The 19,345-nt window shown below is 71.2% G+C and carries 19 protein-coding genes; 11 read left to right on the top strand and 8 right to left on the bottom strand.

Translation table 11 applies throughout. The annotated features are described in order from the left end of the window. Positions 1–37: 37 nt before the first annotated feature. The 3 genes from H4F70_RS19060 (at position 38) to H4F70_RS19050 (ending at position 2,587) form a co-directional block, all read left to right on the top strand. Positions 38–643, top strand: a complete 606-nt coding sequence (locus H4F70_RS19060; RefSeq protein ID WP_235681221.1) for a TetR/AcrR family transcriptional regulator — start codon at positions 38–40, stop codon at positions 641–643. 122 nt (positions 644–765) lie between these two features. Next, on the top strand, positions 766–2,079 hold the full coding sequence (locus tag H4F70_RS19055; protein ID WP_182358366.1) for an NAD(P)/FAD-dependent oxidoreductase: 1,314 nt from the start codon (positions 766–768) through the stop codon (positions 2,077–2,079). Between the two features lie 94 nt (positions 2,080–2,173). After that, complete coding sequence (locus H4F70_RS19050; RefSeq protein ID WP_182358365.1) at positions 2,174–2,587, top strand: YccF domain-containing protein; 414 nt, start codon at positions 2,174–2,176, stop codon at positions 2,585–2,587. Between the two features lie 126 nt (positions 2,588–2,713). Here the strand turns inward: H4F70_RS19050 and H4F70_RS19045 are convergent, their stop codons facing one another. After that, the gene (locus H4F70_RS19045; RefSeq protein ID WP_182346252.1) at positions 2,714–2,980 is read right to left on the bottom strand and encodes a helix-turn-helix domain-containing protein; all 267 of its coding nucleotides are present in this window, start codon (positions 2,978–2,980) and stop codon (positions 2,714–2,716) included. 97 nt (positions 2,981–3,077) lie between these two features. Between H4F70_RS19045 and map the strand changes: the two genes are divergently transcribed. Beyond that, positions 3,078–3,848 (top strand): type I methionyl aminopeptidase, encoded by a 771-nt coding sequence (gene map / locus H4F70_RS19040; RefSeq protein WP_182358364.1) that lies wholly within the window; start codon positions 3,078–3,080, stop codon positions 3,846–3,848. Between the two features lie 320 nt (positions 3,849–4,168). Here map and H4F70_RS19035 read toward each other — a convergent pair whose 3' ends face one another. Then, positions 4,169–4,987, bottom strand: a complete 819-nt coding sequence (locus H4F70_RS19035; RefSeq protein WP_235681220.1) for an enoyl-CoA hydratase — start codon at positions 4,985–4,987, stop codon at positions 4,169–4,171. 157 nt (positions 4,988–5,144) lie between these two features. On the opposite strand from H4F70_RS19035, the gene H4F70_RS19030 reads away from it, so the two are divergent. After that, positions 5,145–6,527: a serine hydrolase gene (locus H4F70_RS19030; RefSeq protein ID WP_182358362.1), complete on the top strand. Its 1,383-nt coding sequence runs from the start codon at positions 5,145–5,147 to the stop codon at positions 6,525–6,527. Between the two features lie 15 nt (positions 6,528–6,542). Here the strand turns inward: H4F70_RS19030 and H4F70_RS19025 are convergent, their stop codons facing one another. Next, positions 6,543–6,968, bottom strand: coding sequence for a hypothetical protein (locus H4F70_RS19025; protein WP_182358361.1), 426 nt, complete (start codon positions 6,966–6,968; stop codon positions 6,543–6,545). 139 nt (positions 6,969–7,107) lie between these two features. Here H4F70_RS19025 and H4F70_RS19020 point away from each other — a divergent pair, with 139 nt between their 5' ends. From H4F70_RS19020 to H4F70_RS19005, 4 genes are all read left to right on the top strand, one after another. Then, positions 7,108–7,812: a hypothetical protein gene (locus H4F70_RS19020; protein ID WP_182358360.1), complete on the top strand. Its 705-nt coding sequence runs from the start codon at positions 7,108–7,110 to the stop codon at positions 7,810–7,812. A 4-nt stretch (positions 7,813–7,816) separates the two neighbouring features. After that, entirely contained in the window at positions 7,817–8,515 is a 699-nt protein-coding gene (locus H4F70_RS19015) for a hypothetical protein (RefSeq protein WP_235681219.1), read from the top strand. A 40-nt stretch (positions 8,516–8,555) separates the two neighbouring features. Continuing rightward, positions 8,556–11,084, top strand: a complete 2,529-nt coding sequence (gene pepN, locus H4F70_RS19010; protein WP_182358359.1) for an aminopeptidase N — start codon at positions 8,556–8,558, stop codon at positions 11,082–11,084. A gap of 82 nt (positions 11,085–11,166) precedes the next feature. Beyond that, the gene (locus H4F70_RS19005) at positions 11,167–11,694 is read left to right on the top strand and encodes a hypothetical protein (protein WP_182358358.1); all 528 of its coding nucleotides are present in this window, start codon (positions 11,167–11,169) and stop codon (positions 11,692–11,694) included. Here H4F70_RS19005 and H4F70_RS19000 read toward each other — a convergent pair. Next, a complete protein-coding gene (locus tag H4F70_RS19000; protein ID WP_182358357.1) occupies positions 11,688–12,908 on the bottom strand; it encodes a DMT family protein in 1,221 nt (406 codons plus the stop codon). The genes H4F70_RS19005 and H4F70_RS19000 overlap by 7 nt on opposite strands. Before the next feature lie 619 nt (positions 12,909–13,527). Here H4F70_RS19000 and H4F70_RS18995 point away from each other — a divergent pair. Beyond that, complete coding sequence (locus tag H4F70_RS18995; protein ID WP_235681218.1) at positions 13,528–14,751, top strand: ATP-grasp domain-containing protein; 1,224 nt, start codon at positions 13,528–13,530, stop codon at positions 14,749–14,751. A 9-nt stretch (positions 14,752–14,760) separates the two neighbouring features. Here the strand turns inward: H4F70_RS18995 and H4F70_RS18990 are convergent, their stop codons facing one another. Next, positions 14,761–15,654: an alpha/beta fold hydrolase gene (locus H4F70_RS18990; protein WP_182358356.1), complete on the bottom strand. Its 894-nt coding sequence runs from the start codon at positions 15,652–15,654 to the stop codon at positions 14,761–14,763. Positions 15,655–15,827: 173 nt separating this feature from the next. Here H4F70_RS18990 and H4F70_RS18985 point away from each other — a divergent pair, with 173 nt between their 5' ends. After that, a complete protein-coding gene (locus H4F70_RS18985; protein WP_182358355.1) occupies positions 15,828–16,253 on the top strand; it encodes a DUF6314 family protein in 426 nt (141 codons plus the stop codon). 8 nt (positions 16,254–16,261) lie between these two features. Here H4F70_RS18985 and H4F70_RS18980 read toward each other — a convergent pair whose 3' ends face one another. From H4F70_RS18980 to H4F70_RS18970, 3 genes are all read right to left on the bottom strand, one after another. Next, positions 16,262–16,960: a LutC/YkgG family protein gene (locus tag H4F70_RS18980; RefSeq protein WP_182358354.1), complete on the bottom strand. Its 699-nt coding sequence runs from the start codon at positions 16,958–16,960 to the stop codon at positions 16,262–16,264. Continuing rightward, positions 16,957–18,432 carry a lactate utilization protein B gene (locus H4F70_RS18975; RefSeq protein WP_182360534.1) on the bottom strand — a complete coding sequence of 492 codons (1,476 nt, stop codon included), beginning with the start codon at positions 18,430–18,432 and terminating at the stop codon, positions 16,957–16,959. The genes H4F70_RS18980 and H4F70_RS18975 overlap by 4 nt, the downstream gene beginning before the upstream one ends. A gap of 101 nt (positions 18,433–18,533) precedes the next feature. Then, positions 18,534–19,328 (bottom strand): (Fe-S)-binding protein, encoded by a 795-nt coding sequence (locus tag H4F70_RS18970; protein ID WP_182358353.1) that lies wholly within the window; start codon positions 19,326–19,328, stop codon positions 18,534–18,536. Positions 19,329–19,345: the final 17 nt, after the last annotated feature.

The following is a 19,345-nucleotide window of genomic DNA, read 5'->3' as shown; positions in this document are numbered from 1 at the left end:
GGCGGGACGACGGCGACGGCACGACACGGAGGTGGGAATGAGCCCGATGGGCAGCGGCGAGGAGTCCGACGGCACGGCGGTGGGGCCCCGGCATCATCGCGACGCGGTGCAGCAGGCCGCGGCGCGGCTGTTCAGCGAGAAGGGGTTCACCGCGACCGGCGTGCGCGAGATCGCGGGCGAGGCGGGCGTGGACCCCGCGCTGGTCATCCGCTACTTCGGCTCCAAGGAGAAGCTGTTTCTGCGGACCATGACGATGTCGGTGGACTTCGCCGACCTGATGGCGGGCCCGCTGGACGGGCTGGGCGAGCGGGCCGTCGACTTCGTCCTGGAACGGACGCGGCCCGGCGGGGCGGACGGGGAGCGGTCCTACTCGGCGGGCGTCTTCGCCGCGCTGCTGCGCGCCTCCGACCGGCCGACCGTGCGCGCGCACCTGGCCGAGACGGTGGAGGAGATGTTCGTCGGCCTGGTGGCAGGCAGGCTCGCCGGCGCCGACGCGGACCTGCGCGCCCGGCTCATGGCCGCGCAGCTCACCGGGCTCATGACGTCGATGCACGTGGTGGAGGATCCCGGGCTGGCCGCGGCATCCGACGGCGAGATCGTGCGGTACTACGGCCGCTCGATCCAACTGCTCATAGAAGGCTGAACGCTGACGGTTGACCGGGACTCCCTCGCCCCGGCGGCGGGGCATTCCACCGAGGGTGGCCGGGCCGGCGGCCGAAGGGCCATGATCGGGGGAGGGGCGCCGCACGTCGGAAGGAGCGGGCGATGACGGTCCGGAACGGTGAATTGCGCAGTGTCGCCGTGGTCGGTGCGGGGATGGTGGGCCTGTCCACCGCGTGGCACCTGCAGGAACGGGGCATCGAGGTGACGGTGTTCGACGAGAACGGGCCCGCTGCGGGCTCGTCGTGGGGCAATGCCGGGTGGATCACGCCCGCGCTCAGCACCCCGCTGCCCGAGCCCGCCGTCCTCGCCTACGGTCTCCGGCAGCTGCTGCGCCCGTCGTCGCCGGTGTACGTGCCGCCGTCGGCCGCGCTCGACCCGGGACTGGTGGGGTTCCTCGCGCGGTTCGCGCGCAACAGCACGCCCCGCAGATGGCGCAGGGCCATGGAATCGCTGGTGCGCATCAACCGCCATGCCCTCGAGGCGTTCGACAAGATGGTGCGCGACGACGAGGCGATGGCCGGCTGCCTGCACGAGGCCGACCCGTTCATCGTCGGATACACCGACCCCTCCCAGACGCAGTCGATGGTGGACGAGGCCCGGCAGATCACCGACGCTGGCCAGCCGGTGCAGGTGGACGAGCTGCCCATCGACGAGGCGCGGCGGCGTGCACCCATGCTCTCTTCCGCAGTGCGGGCCACGCTGCTGCTCCAGGGGCAGCGGTACCTGCATCCGCCGAAGTTCGTCGCCGCGCTCGCCGACGCGGTCACTGCGCGGGGCGGCGCGGTGCGCGGCGGGGTCCGGATCGACGCGGTGCGGGACCGGGGGCGGCGGTCCGCGGTGGTCGGCGAAGCCGTCGATGGTGCTGGTGCGGGTGGGGCCGGGGTGGCCGCCGGCGATGCGGTCGATTTCGAAGCCGACGCGGTGGTGCTCGCCGACGGCGCGGACCTCAACGCGATGGCCGGCCGCTTCGGCGTGCGCGCCCAGGTGCGGGCCGGCCGCGGCTACAGCTTCAGCGTGCCGGTGGACAGGACTCCGCCGGGGCCCCTGTACTTCCCGGTCTCGCGGGTCGCCTGCACTCCGCTGGGAGATCGGCTGCGGGTGGCCGGGATGATGGAGTTCCGGCATCATGACGCCCCCATGGACCCGCGCCGGATCGCCGCCGTCGTCGACTCGGTGCGCCCCCTGCTCACGGGCGTGGACCTCGACGACCGCCGGGACGAGTGGGTGGGGTCGCGCCCCTGCACCGCCGACGGGTTGCCGCTCATCGGGGCGACGGGCTCGCAGCGCGTGTTCGTCGCCGGCGGCCACGGCATGTGGGGCATGACGCTGGGGCCGGCGACGGGCATGCTGCTCGCCGAGGCCATCGACACCGGCCGCACCCCCGAGGACATCGCGGCGTTCGATCCGCTGCGCTGACCGGAAGCGCACGGCCGGACCGCGGATTCGGGCATGATGGGGCCCAGGCGGCGCGTGGGTCGGCTCGCGCCCGGACACTCGGGAGGGGAGTGCGATGAACCTGCTGCTCAACGTGATCTGGCTGGTGTTCGGCGGGCTGTGGCTGGCGCTCGGCTACTTCGCGATCGGCATCGTGCTGTGCATCCTCATCATCACCATCCCGTTCGGCATCGCGGCATTCCGCATGGGCGTGTTCGCGCTGTGGCCGTTCGGGCGCACGGTGGTGGACAAGCCCGAGGCGGGGTCGCCCTCGCTGGTGATGAACGTGATCTGGTTCGTCATCGCCGGGCTGTGGATGGCGCTCGGACACATCGCCACCGCGTTCGTGCAGGCGATCACGATCATCGGCATCCCCCTGGCGCTGGCCAACATCAAGATGATCCCGGTGACCTGCTTCCCGTTCGGCAAGGACATCGTGTCCACCGATCGGCCGCCGGCCGGGACGCACGTGTACTACCGGCAGGACTGACGGGCGGGCCGGGCTCCGGTGGGGGTGCGCGGCGTGCACCGCCGACCAAGCAGAAAAGGTCGATTCCGGCCCGCGAACGTGCACTATCCGCTTGATCGGCGCGGCACGGCACCGCGATGTCCCCGGTCACCCGGTGCGCTGCAGGCCCAGGTTCGGCAGGGCGATGCGGGCGAGCTCGTCCAGCGGGATGCCCAGCACCGACGCGAGCGCGGCCACGGTCGTGAACGCCGGGGTGGCCAGGCGGCCGGTCTCGATCTTGCGGAGGGTCTCCGGTGAGATCGCCGCGGCACGGGCCACCTCATCCGGCCGGCGATCGCCGCGGGCTGCGCGCAGGCGGGCGCCCAGCCGCTTGCCGGCCGCCCGCTGCTCCGGGGTCAGGGGGGATCGCACCATGCGCACATTCTACCGCCCCCCCCGGTATGAAAATACCGACGCAAGGCTAGGCTGGTATTTATATACCGTTTTGATGGCGTGGCTGAGGAGGATGCACATGGTGGAACTGAAGACGCCCCGCGAGATCGAGTCGATGCGCGTCACCGGCTCCTTCATCGCGGGCCTGCTCGACGACCTGCAATCGCACGTGGAAGCGGGCGTGAACCTCCTGGACCTGGAACGCCGTGCCCGCACACTGATCACCGAACGCGGCGCGCAGTCCTGCTACTGGGACTACGCCCCGTCGTTCGGCCGCGGTCCGTTCCGCAACGTCATCTGCCTCTCGGTCAACGACGCCGTGCTGCACGGGCTGCCGCACGACTACGCCCTGCGCGACGGCGACCTGCTCAGCATGGACATCGCCGTCTCGATAGGCGGCTGGGTGGCGGACTCGGCGCGCAGCGTCATCGTCGGAACACCCCGCGCCGAGGACCGGCGGCTCATCGAAGCCACCGAGACTGCGCTCGCCGCCGGCATCGCCGCCGCACAGGCCGGCAACAGGCTCGGCGACGTCTCGGCGGCCATCGGCGCCGTCGCCGACGAGTACGGCTACCCGGTGAACACGGAGTTCGGCGGGCACGGGCTGGGCCGCACCATGCACGAGGACCCGCACGTGTCCAACCGGGGGCGGGCCGGGCGCGGCATGGCGCTGCGGCCGGGGCTCACTCTGGCGCTCGAGCCCTGGTTCGCCCGCGGCACCGACGGGATCGTGTACGACCCGGACGGGTGGACCATCCGCTCGGCCGACGGCTCACGCACCGCCCACAGCGAGCACACCATCGCCGTCACCGAAGGCGAGCCGCTGGTGCTGACGGCCCGGGCCGGGTGAGACGGAGTCTGCGCCCCGCCGACCCAGTAGAAAGTGTCAGTTCCGGCCCGGGAATGTGCAGTTTCTGCGTGATCGGCACGGCGCACCCAGGCCGGCCGGCGCCGGGGCCTACGACGCCGGCGTGCGGTCGGGCCCGCAGGTGCACTGGCGCGGCTCGGGGATGGTGGCCATGACTTCCTGCGCGTGCTCGCCGCACCCGTCCCAGGTGGTCTTTCCGCAGCGTGCGCACGGGGCGGGATAGCACATGTCAGAGCCTTTCGACGGGGGTGCGGGCACCGGATCCCGGCGCCGACGCGGGCGTTGCGGTCAGTGCGGGCGGATCAGCGCCCGGTCCACTGCGGGGTGCGCTTGTCCAGGAAGGCGCTCATGCCCTCCTGCGCATCGCAGGTGATCGCGTTCGTGGCCATAGTCTCCCCCATCAGTTCGTACGCCTCGTGCTGGGGCAGGTCGATCTGGCGGTAGAACGCCTCCTTGCCGATGCGCAGGGTGAGCGGGCTGGACGCGGAGATCGTCGACGCCAGCGCCTCCGTGCGGGCGTCGAGCTCGTCGGGGCCGACCACCTCGTTGATCAGCCCCCAGTCGGCGGCGGTGTGCGCGTCGATGGTCTCGCCGGTGAGCAGCATCTGCATGGCGCGTTTGCGACCCACGGCGCGTGTCACGGCGACCATCGGGGTGGAGCAGAACAGCCCGATGCGCACGCCGGGGGTGCCGAACACCGCCGTCGACGAGGCCACCGCCAGATCGCACGCCGCCACCAGCTGGCAGCCCGCGGCCACGGCCGGACCGGGGACGGACGCGATCACCGGCTGCGGGATCCGCTGGATCGTCTCCATCATCTCGGTGCAGGCGTCGAAGACGATGCGCTCGTCGTCGACGGTGCGGTCGATCATCTCGGACAGGTCGTGGCCTGCGGAGAACACCGGCCCTGTCGCGGTGATCACCACGACGCGCACATGCGGGTCGGCGGCGAAGGAGCGCAGGGCGGAGGCGACCGTGCGCATCACCGCGGTGGACAGGGCGTTGCGCTGGGACGGGTTGTCGAGGACGACGCGGCCGATCCCGGTGTCCGCGTCGAGGGATTTCCGTACCGCCGTCGGCCGCTCGGCGGCCGCCGCCGAGGCGCGTTCGCTGATCGTCACACTCCACCTCCGTGCCGTGTCCACCCCACAGGCGATGCTACGCGGAGCGGGAAGGCGTGGGAGGGCGATGAACCGCCGTGCAATAGGGTGTCGATCCGTGTCCATTCGGAGAAGCTCGGCGGTCAGGAACACTGCGGTCAGAGGCGCGGCGGCGACGGTGACGGCCGTGGCGCTCGCGGCGACGGGGATGGCGGTGCCCGCCGCTGCGGCACCGGCACCGGCATCCGCCGCGCCCGCCGAGTCGATCGCGGCGCAGGGCTCGCTGCAGTGGCAGCCGGCGCGCGACCGCGCCGGTCGGGTCCTGCAGATCATCGGTTCCGATGCGCCCGTCGACCCGGTCGAGGTGCTGGCCATGTCCGCGCCGTCGCTCGCCGCGGAGCTCTATCCGCAGTCGTTGGCGTCGGCGCTCACCGCCTGGCAGGCCAGCGGCCCCTTCACGGTGACGGGCATCGAGGACGAGGGGCCCACGGCGGTGACGCACCTCGAGACGGTGCGCGGGGTGCCGGCGACGCTCACGGTGCACGTCGGCCCGGTCGGCCTCATCGACGGCATCACGATGCTGCCGGACGTACCGGAGCCCGCCGGCTTCGAAGAGGTCGATGACGCGGTCGCCGCCGTCGGTGCACGGGTGTCGATGCTCGCGGCCGACGCGGACCTCAACGCCGCCGACCCAGGCGCGCAGTGCAGCGCCGTGTTCGCGTCGGGCGCGGACGAGGTGATGCCGCTGGGCTCGATCTTCAAGCTCTACGTGCTCGGTGCGCTGGGCGATGCGGTGGAGGCCGGCGAGATCGGGTGGGACGACACGCTCACGATCACCGACGACGTCAAGTCCCTGCCGTCCGGCGAGCTGCAGAACCTGCCGTCCGGGTCGACGGTGACGGTGCGCGAGGCCGCCGAGAAGATGATCTCCATCAGCGACAACACCGCGGCCGACATGCTCATCCACGCAGTGGGCCGCGACAGGGTGGAGGCGGCCGTGCGCTCGATGGGCGACGGGCACCCCGCGGCGCTGACGCCGTTCCCGACGACGCGCGAGATGTTCATCATCGGGTGGGGCCCGGATCCGTCGTTGCGGCAGCGGTGGGCCGATGCCGCCGATCTGCCTGACGCGGCCGCGGCCGAGGCGGAGCGCCGCGCGGTGCTCGCTGAGGCGGACACCCGGTCGCTCGACGACGTGGACCTGCAGCAGCTCATGCGCACGCCGCTGAGTCCGCGCGACATCGGGTGGTTCGCCTCCGCGCAGGACGTGTGCCGCGCGCACGTGGCGCTGCAGCGATTGGCCGCCGGTGACGATGCGGCCGCGCCGATCCGCGGCATCCTCGCCGAGAACCCGGGCGTGCAGAACGTCGACGGGCTGCGGTACGTCGCCTACAAGGGCGGCAGCACGCCCGGCAAGCTCGCCGGAAGCTGGCTGGTCACCGGCGCCGACGGCGCGTCGCATGTACTGGTGTTCCAGATGGCGTCCGACGAGCCGATCGGGGTCATCGAGCAGAACTACGTCTTCGGTCTGATGGAGCAGGCGCTGGGGATGTTCGGGTAGACCGTCGGCCGGGGATCACCCGATCGGCCGGTCCTGGCCACGCGGCACCCCGGCCCGGCGCGACCACAGGCCCGCCGCGAGGATGCAGACCGCGGGCAGCTGGCCGATCATGACGCCGCCCGGAAGCGCCAGCAGCTCCCATCCGGACCGCGGGAACACGAACGCCCACAGGACGACGACACCGGTCAGGATGAGCGTCAGTGCGTGACCCCCGGCCAGGATCCGGAGCCGCCACGCGGGGCGCGGGCCCAGCGAAGCGCTGGCGACGAGGCCGACGAACGCGGCGAGAAGCCCGACGAGCATGCCCCCGACGAAGACGGCGAATCCGGCATCGACGGCCACGAATGCGCTCACGGGCAAGACGGGCTGCACCAGCAGGAAGCCCCACATCAGCACGGAGCACACCGCGGCAACGGCGGAGGTGCCCTGGAGGGTCCGCATCGCGCCACCGTATCCGACATGTGGCCCGGGGAAGTCCGCTACTGCTGCTCCAACTGTTCCCATCGTCACTGCAACAGGGACGATCTTCTGAGGTACGATAGGTACGTTAGTTCAATTTCGTACCTGATGGGAGTGTGGCATGGCGACACAGCCTGTTCCCACAGGGGGTGCTGCACAGGAAATTGTTGATGACGGAGTGGGAGTCGAAGCGCTTCAGAAGTTTGCTGACGCCCTTGTGGAGTCGGGATTTGCGCTGCGTGAAGACGCCATCACGACGGCGGGCCGCATTCAGCAGATCAACACGCGACGCGCTGCCGGACGACCCCACGATCTGGTTTCCGTCTTCGTGGACCTCGGAGTGGCCACGCTGTCCGAACGGCAGCGACTCGAACTCGCGCGGGACCTCATCGGCACGGTCACCAGCCACAATGCGGACCAGCGCGAGGAGGTCCGGGAGGAAGGGCGCGAGTCGATCTTCCGGGCGTTCGACGTCCTCGACTCGAAGGCGGTCTCCTGCATCCTCGCGCCGACCAGCGCGCCAGCCCGGAGCGTGGCACAGAAGCGGCGGAAGGCAGGTGAACTGATCGGACTCCCGGTGGGGAAGCGGCCGGACTTCCGCTATCCGGACTTCCAGTTCGACCGCGCACGGCATCAGGTCCGTTCGTTGGTCGTGCATGCCAATCGGAGCCTCGACGTCGCAAACGATCCGTATGGCGCCGCGAGCTGGTGGCTCACGCCGACAGCGGTGCTCGACGATCGCAGCCCGCTTGAGGACCTGGAAGCCGGGAATCTCACAAGAGTCGCGATCGACAACGTCCTCGACAACGCACGCCGAGGTATGTGACCGGGTGCGGGCATACAACTGGGCACCCGCCATCACTGATACCGTCGTCGAAGGGACCGAACTGTGGCGTGTCCACCGCACCGACAGCATCCATCCTGCGAATTGCTTCAACTCGACAAATGTCGCGCCCCTGGTCGATGCGTCCGCAATCGACCTGCGAGAAGAGCGGATCCCCAGGCAAGGGCGCTTCGACCCGGTCCATGACGAGTGCGTGTGCCCAGGAGGAGGCTCGCTCGGCGGGTACTTGTATGTGGGCCTGACGGTCGGTGCAGTGGTCGCAGAAGGCATCCTCCGTTCGACCGACATCCCACCCTCTGGAATTCTTTCGGCGGCAGCGCTGTCGGAGCTCTCGTTGACACGAATGGTGTCGAGCGAAGACGTGGCGGTCGCCGTGCTGGACACGCAGGTGGGTCTGGTCGCGGTGAACCAGGATGCTTCGTTGGTCGCCTGCACATGGCGCGAGTATCGCAACAGCCGCGTCATCTGTACCGATATTCTCGTGGGGACCCCTGGTGCTCATGGTGTTCGATACTCATGCCGCAATGGTTTCGAGGAACGGTCGTTGCTGCTGGTCGAACGAGAATGTGCCCCGGTGATCGAGATTCTCGAGACCTGCGAACTCGGCCGTCCGGGGTGGTCGCGTGATCTTGTCGAAGACTCTCTTTTCGACGACTTCGGTGTGGTCCTGGACGCGCCCCGGTGACGCGCCCGCCCGCTCCCCGTGGGATGGCAGGATCGGGCCCATGAGCGAACCGACCACGGCCAATCTGACCCGCGACGAGACGGCGGCCCGGTCCGCACAGGTCACCGTGCACGGCTACCGCGTCGAGCTCGACGTCACCGGCGCACCGGATGCGGCCGTCGACGGGTTCCCCACCGCGGTCACCGTGGAGCTGGAGGCGGACGGGGATACGTGGCTGGATTTCCTCGGTGCGTCGGTCGAGGCGGTGCGGATCGACGGCGCCGCGGTGCCGGTGGAGTACGACGGGGCGCGCATCGCGCTGCGGAATCTGCACGGGCGCAGCTCGGTGCGCGTCGAGGCGACCGGCCGCTACAGCCGCTCCGGCGAGGGGTTGCACCGGTTCGTCGACCCCGCCGACGGCGCAACGTACCTGTACACCCAGTACGAGCCGGCCGACTGCCGCCGCGTGTTCGCCTGCTTCGAACAGCCGGACATGAAGGCGCCGTTCGTCTTCGAGATCACCGCGCCCGAGGGGTGGGAGGTGATCTCCAACCGGGAGGCGGCCACGACGGAGCCCGCCGCTGCGGAACACGCGGGTCCGGGCGCGGTGCGGGTGGAGTTCGCGCCCACCCTGCCGATCCCCACCTACATCACCGCGGTCGTCGCAGGCCCGTACCACCGCGTATCCGGCGAGTGGAGCAGGCCCAGCGCGGGACCCGACGGGGGAACCCTCACCGTGCCGCTGGGCGTGCTGTGCCGACGGTCGCTGGCCGAGCACCTGGACGCCGACGCGATCCTCGCGGTGACGCGCCAAGGGCTCGATTTTTTCCACGACGCGTTCGACTATCCGTACCCGTGGGGCAAGTACGACCAGGTGTTCGTGCCCGAATACAACCTGGGCGCCATGGAGAATCCCGGCTGCGTCACCTTCACCGAGAAGTACGTCTTCCGCGGGGACGCCACCCGCGCACAGTACGAGGCGCGGGCGACGACGATCCTGCACGAGATGGCGCACATGTGGTTCGGCGATCTGGTGACCATGCGCTGGTGGGACGATCTGTGGCTCAAGGAGTCGTTCGCCGACTACATGGGCACGCTCGCGTGCGCGGAGGCCACGGAGTTCACCGAGGCGTGGGTGGCGTTCGCGGAACGGCGCAAGGCGTGGGCGTATCGGCAGGACCAGCTGCCCACCACGCATCCCATCGTCGCCGACATCGTCGACCTGGAGGCTGCGAAGCTCAACTTCGACGGCATCACCTACGCCAAAGGCGCCGCGGTGCTCAAGCAGCTCGTCGCCTACGTGGGCCGCGAGGCGTTCCTCGACGGTGCGCGCCGCTACTTCCGGGCGCACGAGTACGGCAATACGACGCTGACCGACCTGCTGGCGGAGCTGTCCGCCGCGTCCGGCCGTGACCTGGACGCGTGGGCGCGGGCCTGGCTGCAGACGACCGGGGTCGCCACGCTCACCCTCGAGCAGGACGAACCCGGTGGGGAAACGGTGGCGGCGCAGTCCGATACCCGCCCGCACCGCTTCGGCGCCGGCCGGTACGAGTACGACGGAGACGCGCTCGTGTGCGTCGGGCGGGCGGACGTCGAGTTGTCCGGTACGCCGCAGAATGCGCCCGTCCGGCTCGCGGCGGCCCCGCTGATCGTGCTCAACGACGACGATCTCACCTACGCCAAGACCCGCCTCGACGCGCAGTCGCTGGCCACCGTCGAGGCCGGGCTCAGCCGGGTCGCCGACCCGCTTGCACGCGGCCAGATCTGGTCGGCGCTGTGGAACGCGGTGCGCGACGGCGATCTGGACCCCGCGCGCTACCTGGCCGTCGTTGCGCGGCACGCCCGGGGTGAGACGAACACCGCGCTGCTCGCCTCGGCCCTGGCCAACGCGGACGACGCGGTGAACCGGTACGTGCCCGCGGCCGACCGCGCGCACCGCCGCGCCGCATGGCTGGAGACGGCCTGGTCGGCGGTGCAGGCCGGCGGCGGGCTCCCGTGGGCGCGCGCACTCGCGGGCGCGGCGTCCGTGGCCGACGGCCGGGCTCCCGGGATCCGCGCGCTGCTCGACGGCTCCGGCCCGGTTCCGGCGGGCCTGCGCCTGGACCAGGATCTGCGCTGGTCGCTGTGGACGGCGCTGGCCGCGACCGGACACGCGGGGGCCGCCGAGCTGGGCGCGGAGCTCGCCGCGGACGATACGGCCAGCGGCCGCACCGCCCACCTGCGCGCCCTGGCGGCGCGACCCGACGCGGGGGTGAAGCGGGACGCGCGCCGGCGGATCCTCGACGACGTCACGCTCACCAACGACCAGGTCGACGCGCTCATCGCCGGATTCCGTGCGGGCCGCCGCCGGGACCTCCTCGCGGAGTACGACGACGCCTACTTCGCGGGTCTGACGGGGGTGTGGCGCGGGCGCAGCATCGAGATCGCGCGCCGCATCGTGCTGGGCCTGTTCCCGGCGGGCGAGTCGACGGACGCCGTGGACGGGTGGCTCGCCGCGCATCCGGACGCGCCGGGTGCCCTGCGCAGGCTCGTGATCGAGCAGGGCGACCACCTGGCGCGCGCCCTCCGTGTGCGGGCGACCTGGGGGTAGCCGCAGGCCAGGTGGAGTTGTCGGACCCAGGTGCTATCACTGTGCTGAATAAGGGGCGAGCGCAGGGATCGGAGGTCCGGCGATGAGCAGGCGCGGCTCGAGCGGTTCCGGCGGGGGCTGGGTCCTCGTCGTCCTGGTGTTGGCCGTCATCAGCCTCATCATCAAGTACATCGTGGCCATTGCGATCGCGGTGGGCGTCATCGCGGTGTGCTGGTTCGCGATGTGGGTCATCGACCGGCAGGTGAAGGCGCGCCGCGTGCGGCGGGCCGGCGCACTGGCGGCGCAGAACGCGCTGGTGTCGCGCGCGATGCGCCAGCACGAGGCGGTGCTGCGCGGCGATCCGCACGGCATTTATTGCGCCTACCTGCCCGTGGTGTTCCCGGAGTTCGGCCCGGGGGCGATGAAGGTCGAGCGGCGCTTGGCACGCGGGTTTGCGGTGCACCCGCAGGTGGAGGGCCATTCGGCGGATGGCGGGTCGGCGGATGGCAGGTCGGCGGACTTCGCGCCTGCTCGGCCGTTGCGGCGGGCCGTCGAACCGAAAGGCCTGCCCGTTCAGCGTACTGCGCGACCTCCCGGCAGGCGGTCCGCGCCCGACCGCCGAGCTCAGTGACGCGAACTGCGATGGGGTTCGGCGGGCTTGTCGGCGTCGGGGCCGCTGTCCGACTGGGACGCGTCGGTATCGGGCGGTGCGTCCGTCCGGCCGTCGGCCGTGCCGGTCTCCGGCTGCGCGTCGTCGGTCGCAGCACCCGGCGCGCCTGACGCGTCGGGTGCAGGGTCGGCCGACTCGGCCGCGGCGGGCGGCGGCGCGGCCGGGCGCTGTGCCTCGAACCGGCGCAGGATCGGGATGTCGCCGGTGATCGCCTGCGCGAACTCGGCCAGCCTGCGCCGCTTGGTGAAGCGGCCCCGCAGGCTCCAGCCGCCGGAGGGCGGCTCGAGCTCGCCCAGATGGTCGGCCTCGGTGGAGCTGTACAGCGCCACCAGCACCGCGCCCACGACGGCGCCGATGAATCCGATGAAGGCGACGATCGCCATGCCGGGCTTCGCGTCGTCGTTGAGGAAGACGACGCCGATGATGCCGGGCGCGGCGGTCTCCCCCACGACGAGCACGGCGGTGACCCCGTTGACGTGGCCCACCTGCAGCGCCACCGTCTGCACGTAGAAGCCGACGACGCCGGCCAGCGCGATGGTCCACGCGGCCGGGTCCATGAGGATGCGCAGCGGATCGAACGGGTTCACGCCGTCGAGCACGCGCACGCCGACGGCGATGATGCCGAACATGACACCCGCCAGCGCCCCGTCCAGGATGGCGCCGCGGCTGCCCAGCTTGTAGGCGGCGAGGCAGCCGATGACGCTGAGGATCGCCGTGGCGAGGAACAGGTACCAGTGGAAGCTGCGCTGCTCGCCGCCGCCGGCGTGGTGATCGGCCGACAGCGCGAGCATGAGCAGCGACGCGATGACGGTGATCATCGCGACCCAGTCGCGCGTGTGCAGCTTGTTCTCCAGCATCACCGCGCCGAGCAGGGCCGTGACGATGAGGTTGGCGGACACGATCGTCTGCGACAGGAACAGCGGGAGGAACCGCGCGGCGATCGCGCCCCCCGCGAAGCCGACCAGGAGGAAGATGGTGCCGAGCACGAACTCCCTGCTGCGGAAGGTGTCCACGGTGGACGTCAGGGTGGGGCCGTCGTGTTCGGTGACCGTGCCCGGGGTCTTGGTCTTGCGCTCCTCGATCGCCGCGGAACGCGCCCCCAGCGCGCGCAGCACGGTGGACACGCCGTATGCCACTGCCGCGCCGCTGGCGAAGAACACGCCGATCAGGAACAACAGGCAACCTCCGATCCCGTGTCATCCGCCGCGGCCCCGGCGGGTTCCCCGGATCCGGTTCCCGCGCGGAGGCTGTTGCCGGCCGCTCTTCGTCGTGCGTCAGTGTGGTCGTGCGTGCAGTCGTACTTCGTGCGGTCTAGCCGGGTGTCTCCACCCGCATACCCTATGTGTCAACATCCGGTGAGGTCCGTACATTCCGGGCAAGATGGTCACCCGGATCACGTCGCGCGGCCGGGTCGGACCGGGGCGGTCCGCGCCTGCTGCACCCGTGCCTGCCGACCCCGCGCGCCATCCGTCTCCGCACCACCGCGCGGTCCCCGCCGGCACCCCGTCGCGCAGACTTTCGGGCTGGGAGCGAATTGTACGGAACACGCTGATCCTGAGCTAGTTGACATAGTCGGCGGCGAGGCGGGAACACGATTGCGCCGGGGACCCGCGAAGCGCGCAAAGCGCACGGACTACCGGATATCGTGGGCGGAGGGTGGCTCCGTCGGCGAGGGGGCGCGCTGTGGCAGAGTCGGAGTCCGAAGAGGACGACGGCCGCAGTCCGCCCGTGGAACACAGTGGAAGTCCGCCGCATGCAGGGGACTGCCGGCACCCCCGAGAGACCGGAGGTCTAATGTCCGCATCCGACCGTGCCAGCGCCGCAGCGTCCGCCATGTCGGCGGAGACGCCGAAGCGTGTACTGGTCACCTTCGGCCGCTCGTTCCTGTCGCTGTCCATCGCCCGGCTTCTCGGCTCGGCGGGGCACACGGTGCACGTGGCGGACGCGGTGCCGTTCGCGGTGAGTCGTTTTTCCAACCGCGTGGCCAGGATGCACCGCACGCCGCGGCCCAAGTACGAGCCGCTCGAGTGGGCGTTCGCGATCGCGGGGATCGTGCGCGAGCAGAAGATCGACTTGCTCGTCACGGTGCACGAGGAGACGGACATCCTCGCCCAGGTGATCATGCGCTACCCCGACTTGTTCCCGGATTCGTGCCGTCTGCTGCTGTCGGACTTCGAGCTCGAACACTCGATGCACAACAAGTACGAGTACCAGCAGCTGCTGGATTCGATCGGCGTGCCCACGCTGCGCTATGCGCTGGTGCGCAGCCAGGAGGACCTCGACGCGCTCGATTTCGACTTCACCTTCGCGCTCAAGCAGGTGTTTTCCCGGGGTGCGCAGGACATCCACAAGGTCCACCCGGACGCCAAGCCGCGCGATCTCAGCTTCAACCCGGCCAACCCGTGGATCGCGCAGGAGTGGCTCAGCGGCGACAAGTACTGCTCGTACTCGATCTGCCACAACGGCAAGGTGTACGCCGACGCGCTCTACCCGGTGCACTACGCGATCGACGGCCATTCCTGCCTGAGCTATGAGCAGGTGGAACACGAGGGCATCGCCGAGTGGATCCGCCAGCGGGTGAAGGAGCTCAACTTCACCGGCCAGGTGGGTTTCGACTTCATCGACAACCCCGAGCGCGGGCTGTTCACCATCGAATGCAACCCGCGTGCCACCAGCGGGGTGATGCTCTTCGAGCCGGAGGACCGCGTGGACCGCGCCTTCCTCGGCGAGAACGACGAGGTGATCAGGCCGCGGCCCGGGGTGGCGAAGATGCTCGGGCCGGGCATGGCCATGTACGGCTGGCGCAAGTCGTCGCTCGAGGGCAACACGCTGCGCGGCTTCCTGCGCGATTTCCGGCGCACCGACGAAGTGATCACCCAGCGCGACGACCTGGGCCCGGCGTTCGGCGTGCCGTTGGCGGTGGGCAACATCCTGGCCCAGGCAGTGCGTTACCGCGTCAACGTGCCCGAGGCGTTCATGTACGAGAACGAGTGGGACGGCCGGCCGCTGCCGACGTGACGGCGCGGGTCAGCCCGCATGGTGCCCGTCGGCATCGTCGCGGTGGGCGGTGCAGAACTTGGTGATCCGCTTGGCGCTGTCGCCCGGCCCGGTGAACAGCCCGCCATGGCCGGCGCCGTCGATCTGCACGAACTTCGCGCCCGGGATCAGGCTGGCCGTGGCCGCGCACTGGCCGGGCGGGAAGAACAGGTCGAACTCGAACGCCAGCACCAGCGTGGGCACCTGGATCTGCGCGAGATGCTCCGGCTTGGGTTCGCGGGAGGTGATCCACTGCTGCGAGGCGGTGAGCTGGCCGCGGAACCCCTCCGGATCCGCCCAGCCGCCGTCGCCGTGCGCCAACACGTCGCGCCAGCCGCCGACGGCCGCCGGCTCCTGCAACAGGCTGGGGTGCAGCGTGGTCATGAGCTGCTCGAACACGAGCACCTCGCGGGGGACCTCCCCGTACTTGTCGATCAACCCCAGTTCCATCTCGCCGACGATCTCGCCGACGGGGGTGGGCTGGAGGCCGGCGAACAGCACGGCCGCCGAGACGCGCCCGGGGTGCGAGCGCAGCAGCATCTGCGTGGTGTAGCAGCCCATCGAGTAGCCGACGACGATGGCGTGGTCGACGCCGTAGTGGTCGAGCACGGCGACCGCGTCCACCATCATGTCGTCCATCGAGTACGGCGCGGGCGGGGCCATCGACGGGGCCAGGCCGCGGGCGTTGTAGCGGATGACGCGGAAGCCGGCGTCGACCAGCGCCGGCGCGAGGCCGCAGATCTCCCACACCATCGACGGCATGCCGAGCCCGCCGATGAGCAGCACGGCGGGTCCCTCGCCGCGGCACCATGCGCCCAGGGCGATGCCGTCGGGGGTGATCACGGTGTCGTGCGGGGCGAGCGTGAGCGGGGAATGGTCTGCCATGCGGATGCTCTCCTCGGGGCGCGCGGGTGTGCGCGGGGCAGTGCGCGGTTGCTGCGGGCGTTCCTGCCGATTCTGCCACCGCCCGGCCCGCCGGCGTCGGCCGTCCGTTGTCCGTCATGGTGATGTCCGGCACGGCGGACCACGCGCGGCCCGGGCTGCCTAGACTGGGCCGCGTGGACCGACACGGCGGCGAGGTATCGGACCCGCGCTCGCTCCTGGGGCGCTGGGATTTCGCCCGCACCATCGACGACCGCATCGCTGGCGACACCAAGACGGTGGACGGGAGCATCACGCTCAGCATCGACGGCGAGCGGGTGCGCTGGCAGGAGGACGGCACCCTGCACCTGGGCGCGCAGGACCTGCCGGTGACGCGCACGATGTTCGTAGAGCCGCGCGGCGACGGCTGGTTCGTCGTCTTCGAGGACGGGCACGACTTCCACCCGTGGACGACCGGGGAGCAGGTGCAGCACCTGTGCGGGGCGGACCTCTACAGCGGGCGGATCGCACTGGCCGGGCCGGAAGGCTGGACCGTGCGCTGGGACGTGGCCGGACCGTCGAAGGACTACACGATGACGACGAGGCTCACCCGCGGCCGCTGAGCGGTGCGCTAACCGCGCCCGCCCGCCAGCGGAGGTTCCGCCGCCGCGTCCTCGATGATGACGACGTCGAGTTCGCGCGGCCCGTGCACGCCGTCGACCCGGCTCAGCTCGATGTCCACGGTGGCGGACGGCCCGGAGACGACGGTGAGCGGCCGGGCGGGGTCCATGCGCGCGACGGCGGCCGGGAAGTCGGCCACCACCTGCCCGGCGCGCAGCACGACGATCATCGCGTCGGGCAGCAGCGACAGCACCCGCCGGCCCTGGCCGGGGCCGCCGTCGAGCACCAGCGTGCCCGAGTCGGCGGCTGCGACCGTCGCGGCGGTGAGCACGGCGTCGGCCCCCTCGACCTGCCCGGTGGTCAGCGGCGGGTCGTCGGCGAGCCACTCGGCGCCCGCCTCCGGCCGCCACCGCCGGTCGAGTCCGGGCGGCGTGATGATGCGGCGCAGACCGCGTCGCCCGGCGATGTCGGCGACCGCGGCGGCCACCTCGGCGTCGTGCACGCGGCGGACCGTCGCGTGCGCGCCCTCCATCCGCTCGGCGAACAGGGCGATGAGCTCCGGGGTGCCGACCTCGAGCGACGCCGGCGCGTAATCACGGGGGACGGGCGGGGCGTCGCGGTCCGGGCCCAGCGCCCGCCGGATGCGGCCCAGGATCACGGCCCGCCCGTCGAGAGCCCGCCCGTCGAGAGCCTGGCCGTCGGCGTTCATCGGCCGTCTCCGCTCTCGCGTGTGCCGCCGTCGGTGCGGGACCACCAGTTGCTGAAGCTCTCCGCCGGCGGCACGGCCACGTCGCGGGAGCCGAACCAACCGGCGAGGCCGGGCACGGACGGGACCGTGGCGTCGGGCCCGCCGCGGATCACCTTGTGCGCCAAGCCCGCCAGGCGCTCGCCGAGCCCCATCGCGGCGGGGCGGCCGAACATCGCGGACGCGGCCTTCATCGCCACGCGCTCCGGCGACGGCGGGAACGCCGGCTCGTCGTCGACCACCTCGGCCCGCAAGTGTGTGAGCAGATGCGGGATGGGAATGCGCACGGGGCAAGCGTCGAAACACGCCCCGCACAGCGACGACGCGTACGGCAGGTTGCGGTCCTGCTCGCTGCGCAGCCCGCGCAACTGCGGGGTGAGCACCGCCCCGATGGGCCCCGGATACACCGACCCGTAGGCGTGCCCGCCCGTCCGCGAATACACCGGGCACACGTTCAGGCAGGCGGCGCACCGGATGCAGCGCAGCGCTGAGCGCCCCGCGGGATCTGCGAGGACGTCGGTGCGGCCCTCGTCGAGCAGCACGATGTGCACCTGTTCGGGGCCGTCGATGACGGACGCCCCGGATCCGCTGCCGGCGCGGTGCACCCCCGTCCACGTCGAGGTGTAGGGATTCATCCGCTCGCCGGTGGCGGAGCGGGCCAGCAGCTGCAGGAACACCTCGGTGTCGCGCCAGGTGGGGATGATCTTCTCGATCCCCACGACGCTGATGAGCGTCTTCGGCATGGTCACGCACATGCGCCCGTTGCCCTCGGACTCGACGAGCATGAGCGTGCCGGTCTCGGCGACGGCGAAGTTCGCGCCCGTCACGGCGACGTCGGACCGCAGGAACTTCTCGCGCAGATGGGCGCGGGCGGCCGCGGCCAGCGATGCGGGGTCGTCGGTCATCCCGTCCGGGGCGGGCCTGCCGAACGCGCCCATGTTCTGCTCGAAGATCTGCCGGATCTCCGCGCGGTTGCGGTGGATGGCGGGCACGACGATGTGCGAGGGGACGTCGCCCGCGAGCTGCACGATCAGCGCCGCCAGGTCGGTCTCGAACGCGTCCACGCCGGCCGCGGCGAGGGCCCGGTCCAGGCCGATCTCCTCGGTGGTCATCGACTTGGCCTTGACCACCTCGTCGGCGCCCGCGTCGATGGCCAGGCCGGCGACGATCCGGTTGGCGCTCTCCGCCTCCGGCGCCCAGTGCACGGTGGCACCGGCGGCGGTGGCGGCCTCCTCGAACTGCAGCAGGTACTCGTCCAAATGGGCGAGCGTGCGGTTCTTGATCGCCTCGGCGGACAGGCGCAGCTGCTCCCAGTCGTCACGCTCGGCGACGAGCGCGTCGCGCTTGGCCCGGATGGTGCGCGTGGCCTTGTGCAGGTTGTGGCGCTGCTGAGAATCGCGCAGCGCGTGCGCGGCGGCCTCGGGGAACGGCGGCATGCCCAAGTGCTCGCGCTGCGGGGGCACGACGGCCCCGGCGGCGGCGATGCGGCGGCGTGCGCCCCGGCCGGCGGCGGGCGGTTCTGCGGCGGTCCTGGGGCTCACGGCGCGAACTCCCGTGTCGGCCGGTCCACCGCGCGCACCGGGCCGCCGGTGCCCAGCGGGTCCGCGCGGGTGGAGGCGAGGATCTCGGCATAGTGCAGGGGCCGCATCGGCGACCGGCCGCGCGACATCATCCCGCCGATGTGCATGAGGCAGGAGTTGTCGGCCGCGGTGATCACCTCCGCGCCGGTCCGCATCGCGTTGGCCACCTTGTCCGACCCCATCGCCGTGGACGTGTCGGCGTTCTTGATCGCGAACGTGCCGCCGAACCCGCAGCACTCGTCGGCCTCCGGCAGCTCCGCCAGCTCGATGCCCTCGACATTGCGCAGCAGCAACGTCGGCCTGTCCCCGATCCGCAGCATGCGCAGGGTGTGGCAGGTGGGGTGGTAGGTGACGCGGTGCGGGAAGTACGAGCCGGTGTCGGTCACGCCGAGCACGTCCACCAGCAGCTCGGACAGCTCGTAGAGCCGGGCTCCCACCGCATCGACACGGCGGTGCAGGCGCTGCGAGCCCGCCCGGTCGGCCAGCGTCGGGTAATACTCCTTGACCATCGACGCGCATGAGCCCGACGCGGCGAGCACCACGTCGTAGTCGTCGAACACGTCGCAGAAATGCTCGGCCAGCGGGATGCAATCGTCCTGGTAGCCGGTGTTGAAGTGCATCTGCCCGCAGCACGTCTGCCCACGGGGGAAGACCACCTCGTGGCCCAGGCGGCGCAGCAGGCGCACCATCGCCTTGCCCGTCCTCGGGTACATCACGTCGTTGAAACAGGCGATGAACAGTGCGATCCGCATCCGCGCCTCCGAGTTGC

The organism is Tomitella gaofuii (assembly GCF_014126825.1).
Lineage (GTDB): Bacteria > Actinomycetota > Actinomycetes > Mycobacteriales > Mycobacteriaceae > Tomitella > Tomitella gaofuii.
This window is presented reverse-complemented; position numbering and strand designations above follow the sequence as displayed.

What these genes read in the sequence shown, in the direction of transcription:
- H4F70_RS19060 (WP_235681221.1), top strand. Translation starts at nt 38, where the DNA reads ATGAGCCCGATGGGCAGCGGCGAGGAGTCCGACGGCACGGCGGTGGGG.
- H4F70_RS19055 (WP_182358366.1), top strand. Translation starts at nt 766, where the DNA reads ATGACGGTCCGGAACGGTGAATTGCGCAGTGTCGCCGTGGTCGGTGCG.
- H4F70_RS19050 (WP_182358365.1), top strand. Translation starts at nt 2,174, where the DNA reads ATGAACCTGCTGCTCAACGTGATCTGGCTGGTGTTCGGCGGGCTGTGG.
- H4F70_RS19045 (WP_182346252.1), bottom strand. Translation starts at nt 2,980, where the DNA reads ATGGTGCGATCCCCCCTGACCCCGGAGCAGCGGGCGGCCGGCAAGCGG.
- map (WP_182358364.1), top strand. Translation starts at nt 3,078, where the DNA reads ATGGTGGAACTGAAGACGCCCCGCGAGATCGAGTCGATGCGCGTCACC.
- H4F70_RS19025 (WP_182358361.1), bottom strand. Translation starts at nt 6,968, where the DNA reads ATGCGGACCCTCCAGGGCACCTCCGCCGTTGCCGCGGTGTGCTCCGTG.
- H4F70_RS19020 (WP_182358360.1), top strand. Translation starts at nt 7,108, where the DNA reads ATGGCGACACAGCCTGTTCCCACAGGGGGTGCTGCACAGGAAATTGTT.
- pepN (WP_182358359.1), top strand. Translation starts at nt 8,556, where the DNA reads ATGAGCGAACCGACCACGGCCAATCTGACCCGCGACGAGACGGCGGCC.
- H4F70_RS19005 (WP_182358358.1), top strand. Translation starts at nt 11,167, where the DNA reads ATGAGCAGGCGCGGCTCGAGCGGTTCCGGCGGGGGCTGGGTCCTCGTC.
- H4F70_RS18995 (WP_235681218.1), top strand. Translation starts at nt 13,528, where the DNA reads ATGTCCGCATCCGACCGTGCCAGCGCCGCAGCGTCCGCCATGTCGGCG.
- H4F70_RS18990 (WP_182358356.1), bottom strand. Translation starts at nt 15,654, where the DNA reads ATGGCAGACCATTCCCCGCTCACGCTCGCCCCGCACGACACCGTGATC.
- H4F70_RS18980 (WP_182358354.1), bottom strand. Translation starts at nt 16,960, where the DNA reads ATGAACGCCGACGGCCAGGCTCTCGACGGGCGGGCTCTCGACGGGCGG.
- H4F70_RS18975 (WP_182360534.1), bottom strand. Translation starts at nt 18,432, where the DNA reads ATGCCGCCGTTCCCCGAGGCCGCCGCGCACGCGCTGCGCGATTCTCAG.
- H4F70_RS18970 (WP_182358353.1), bottom strand. Translation starts at nt 19,328, where the DNA reads ATGCGGATCGCACTGTTCATCGCCTGTTTCAACGACGTGATGTACCCG.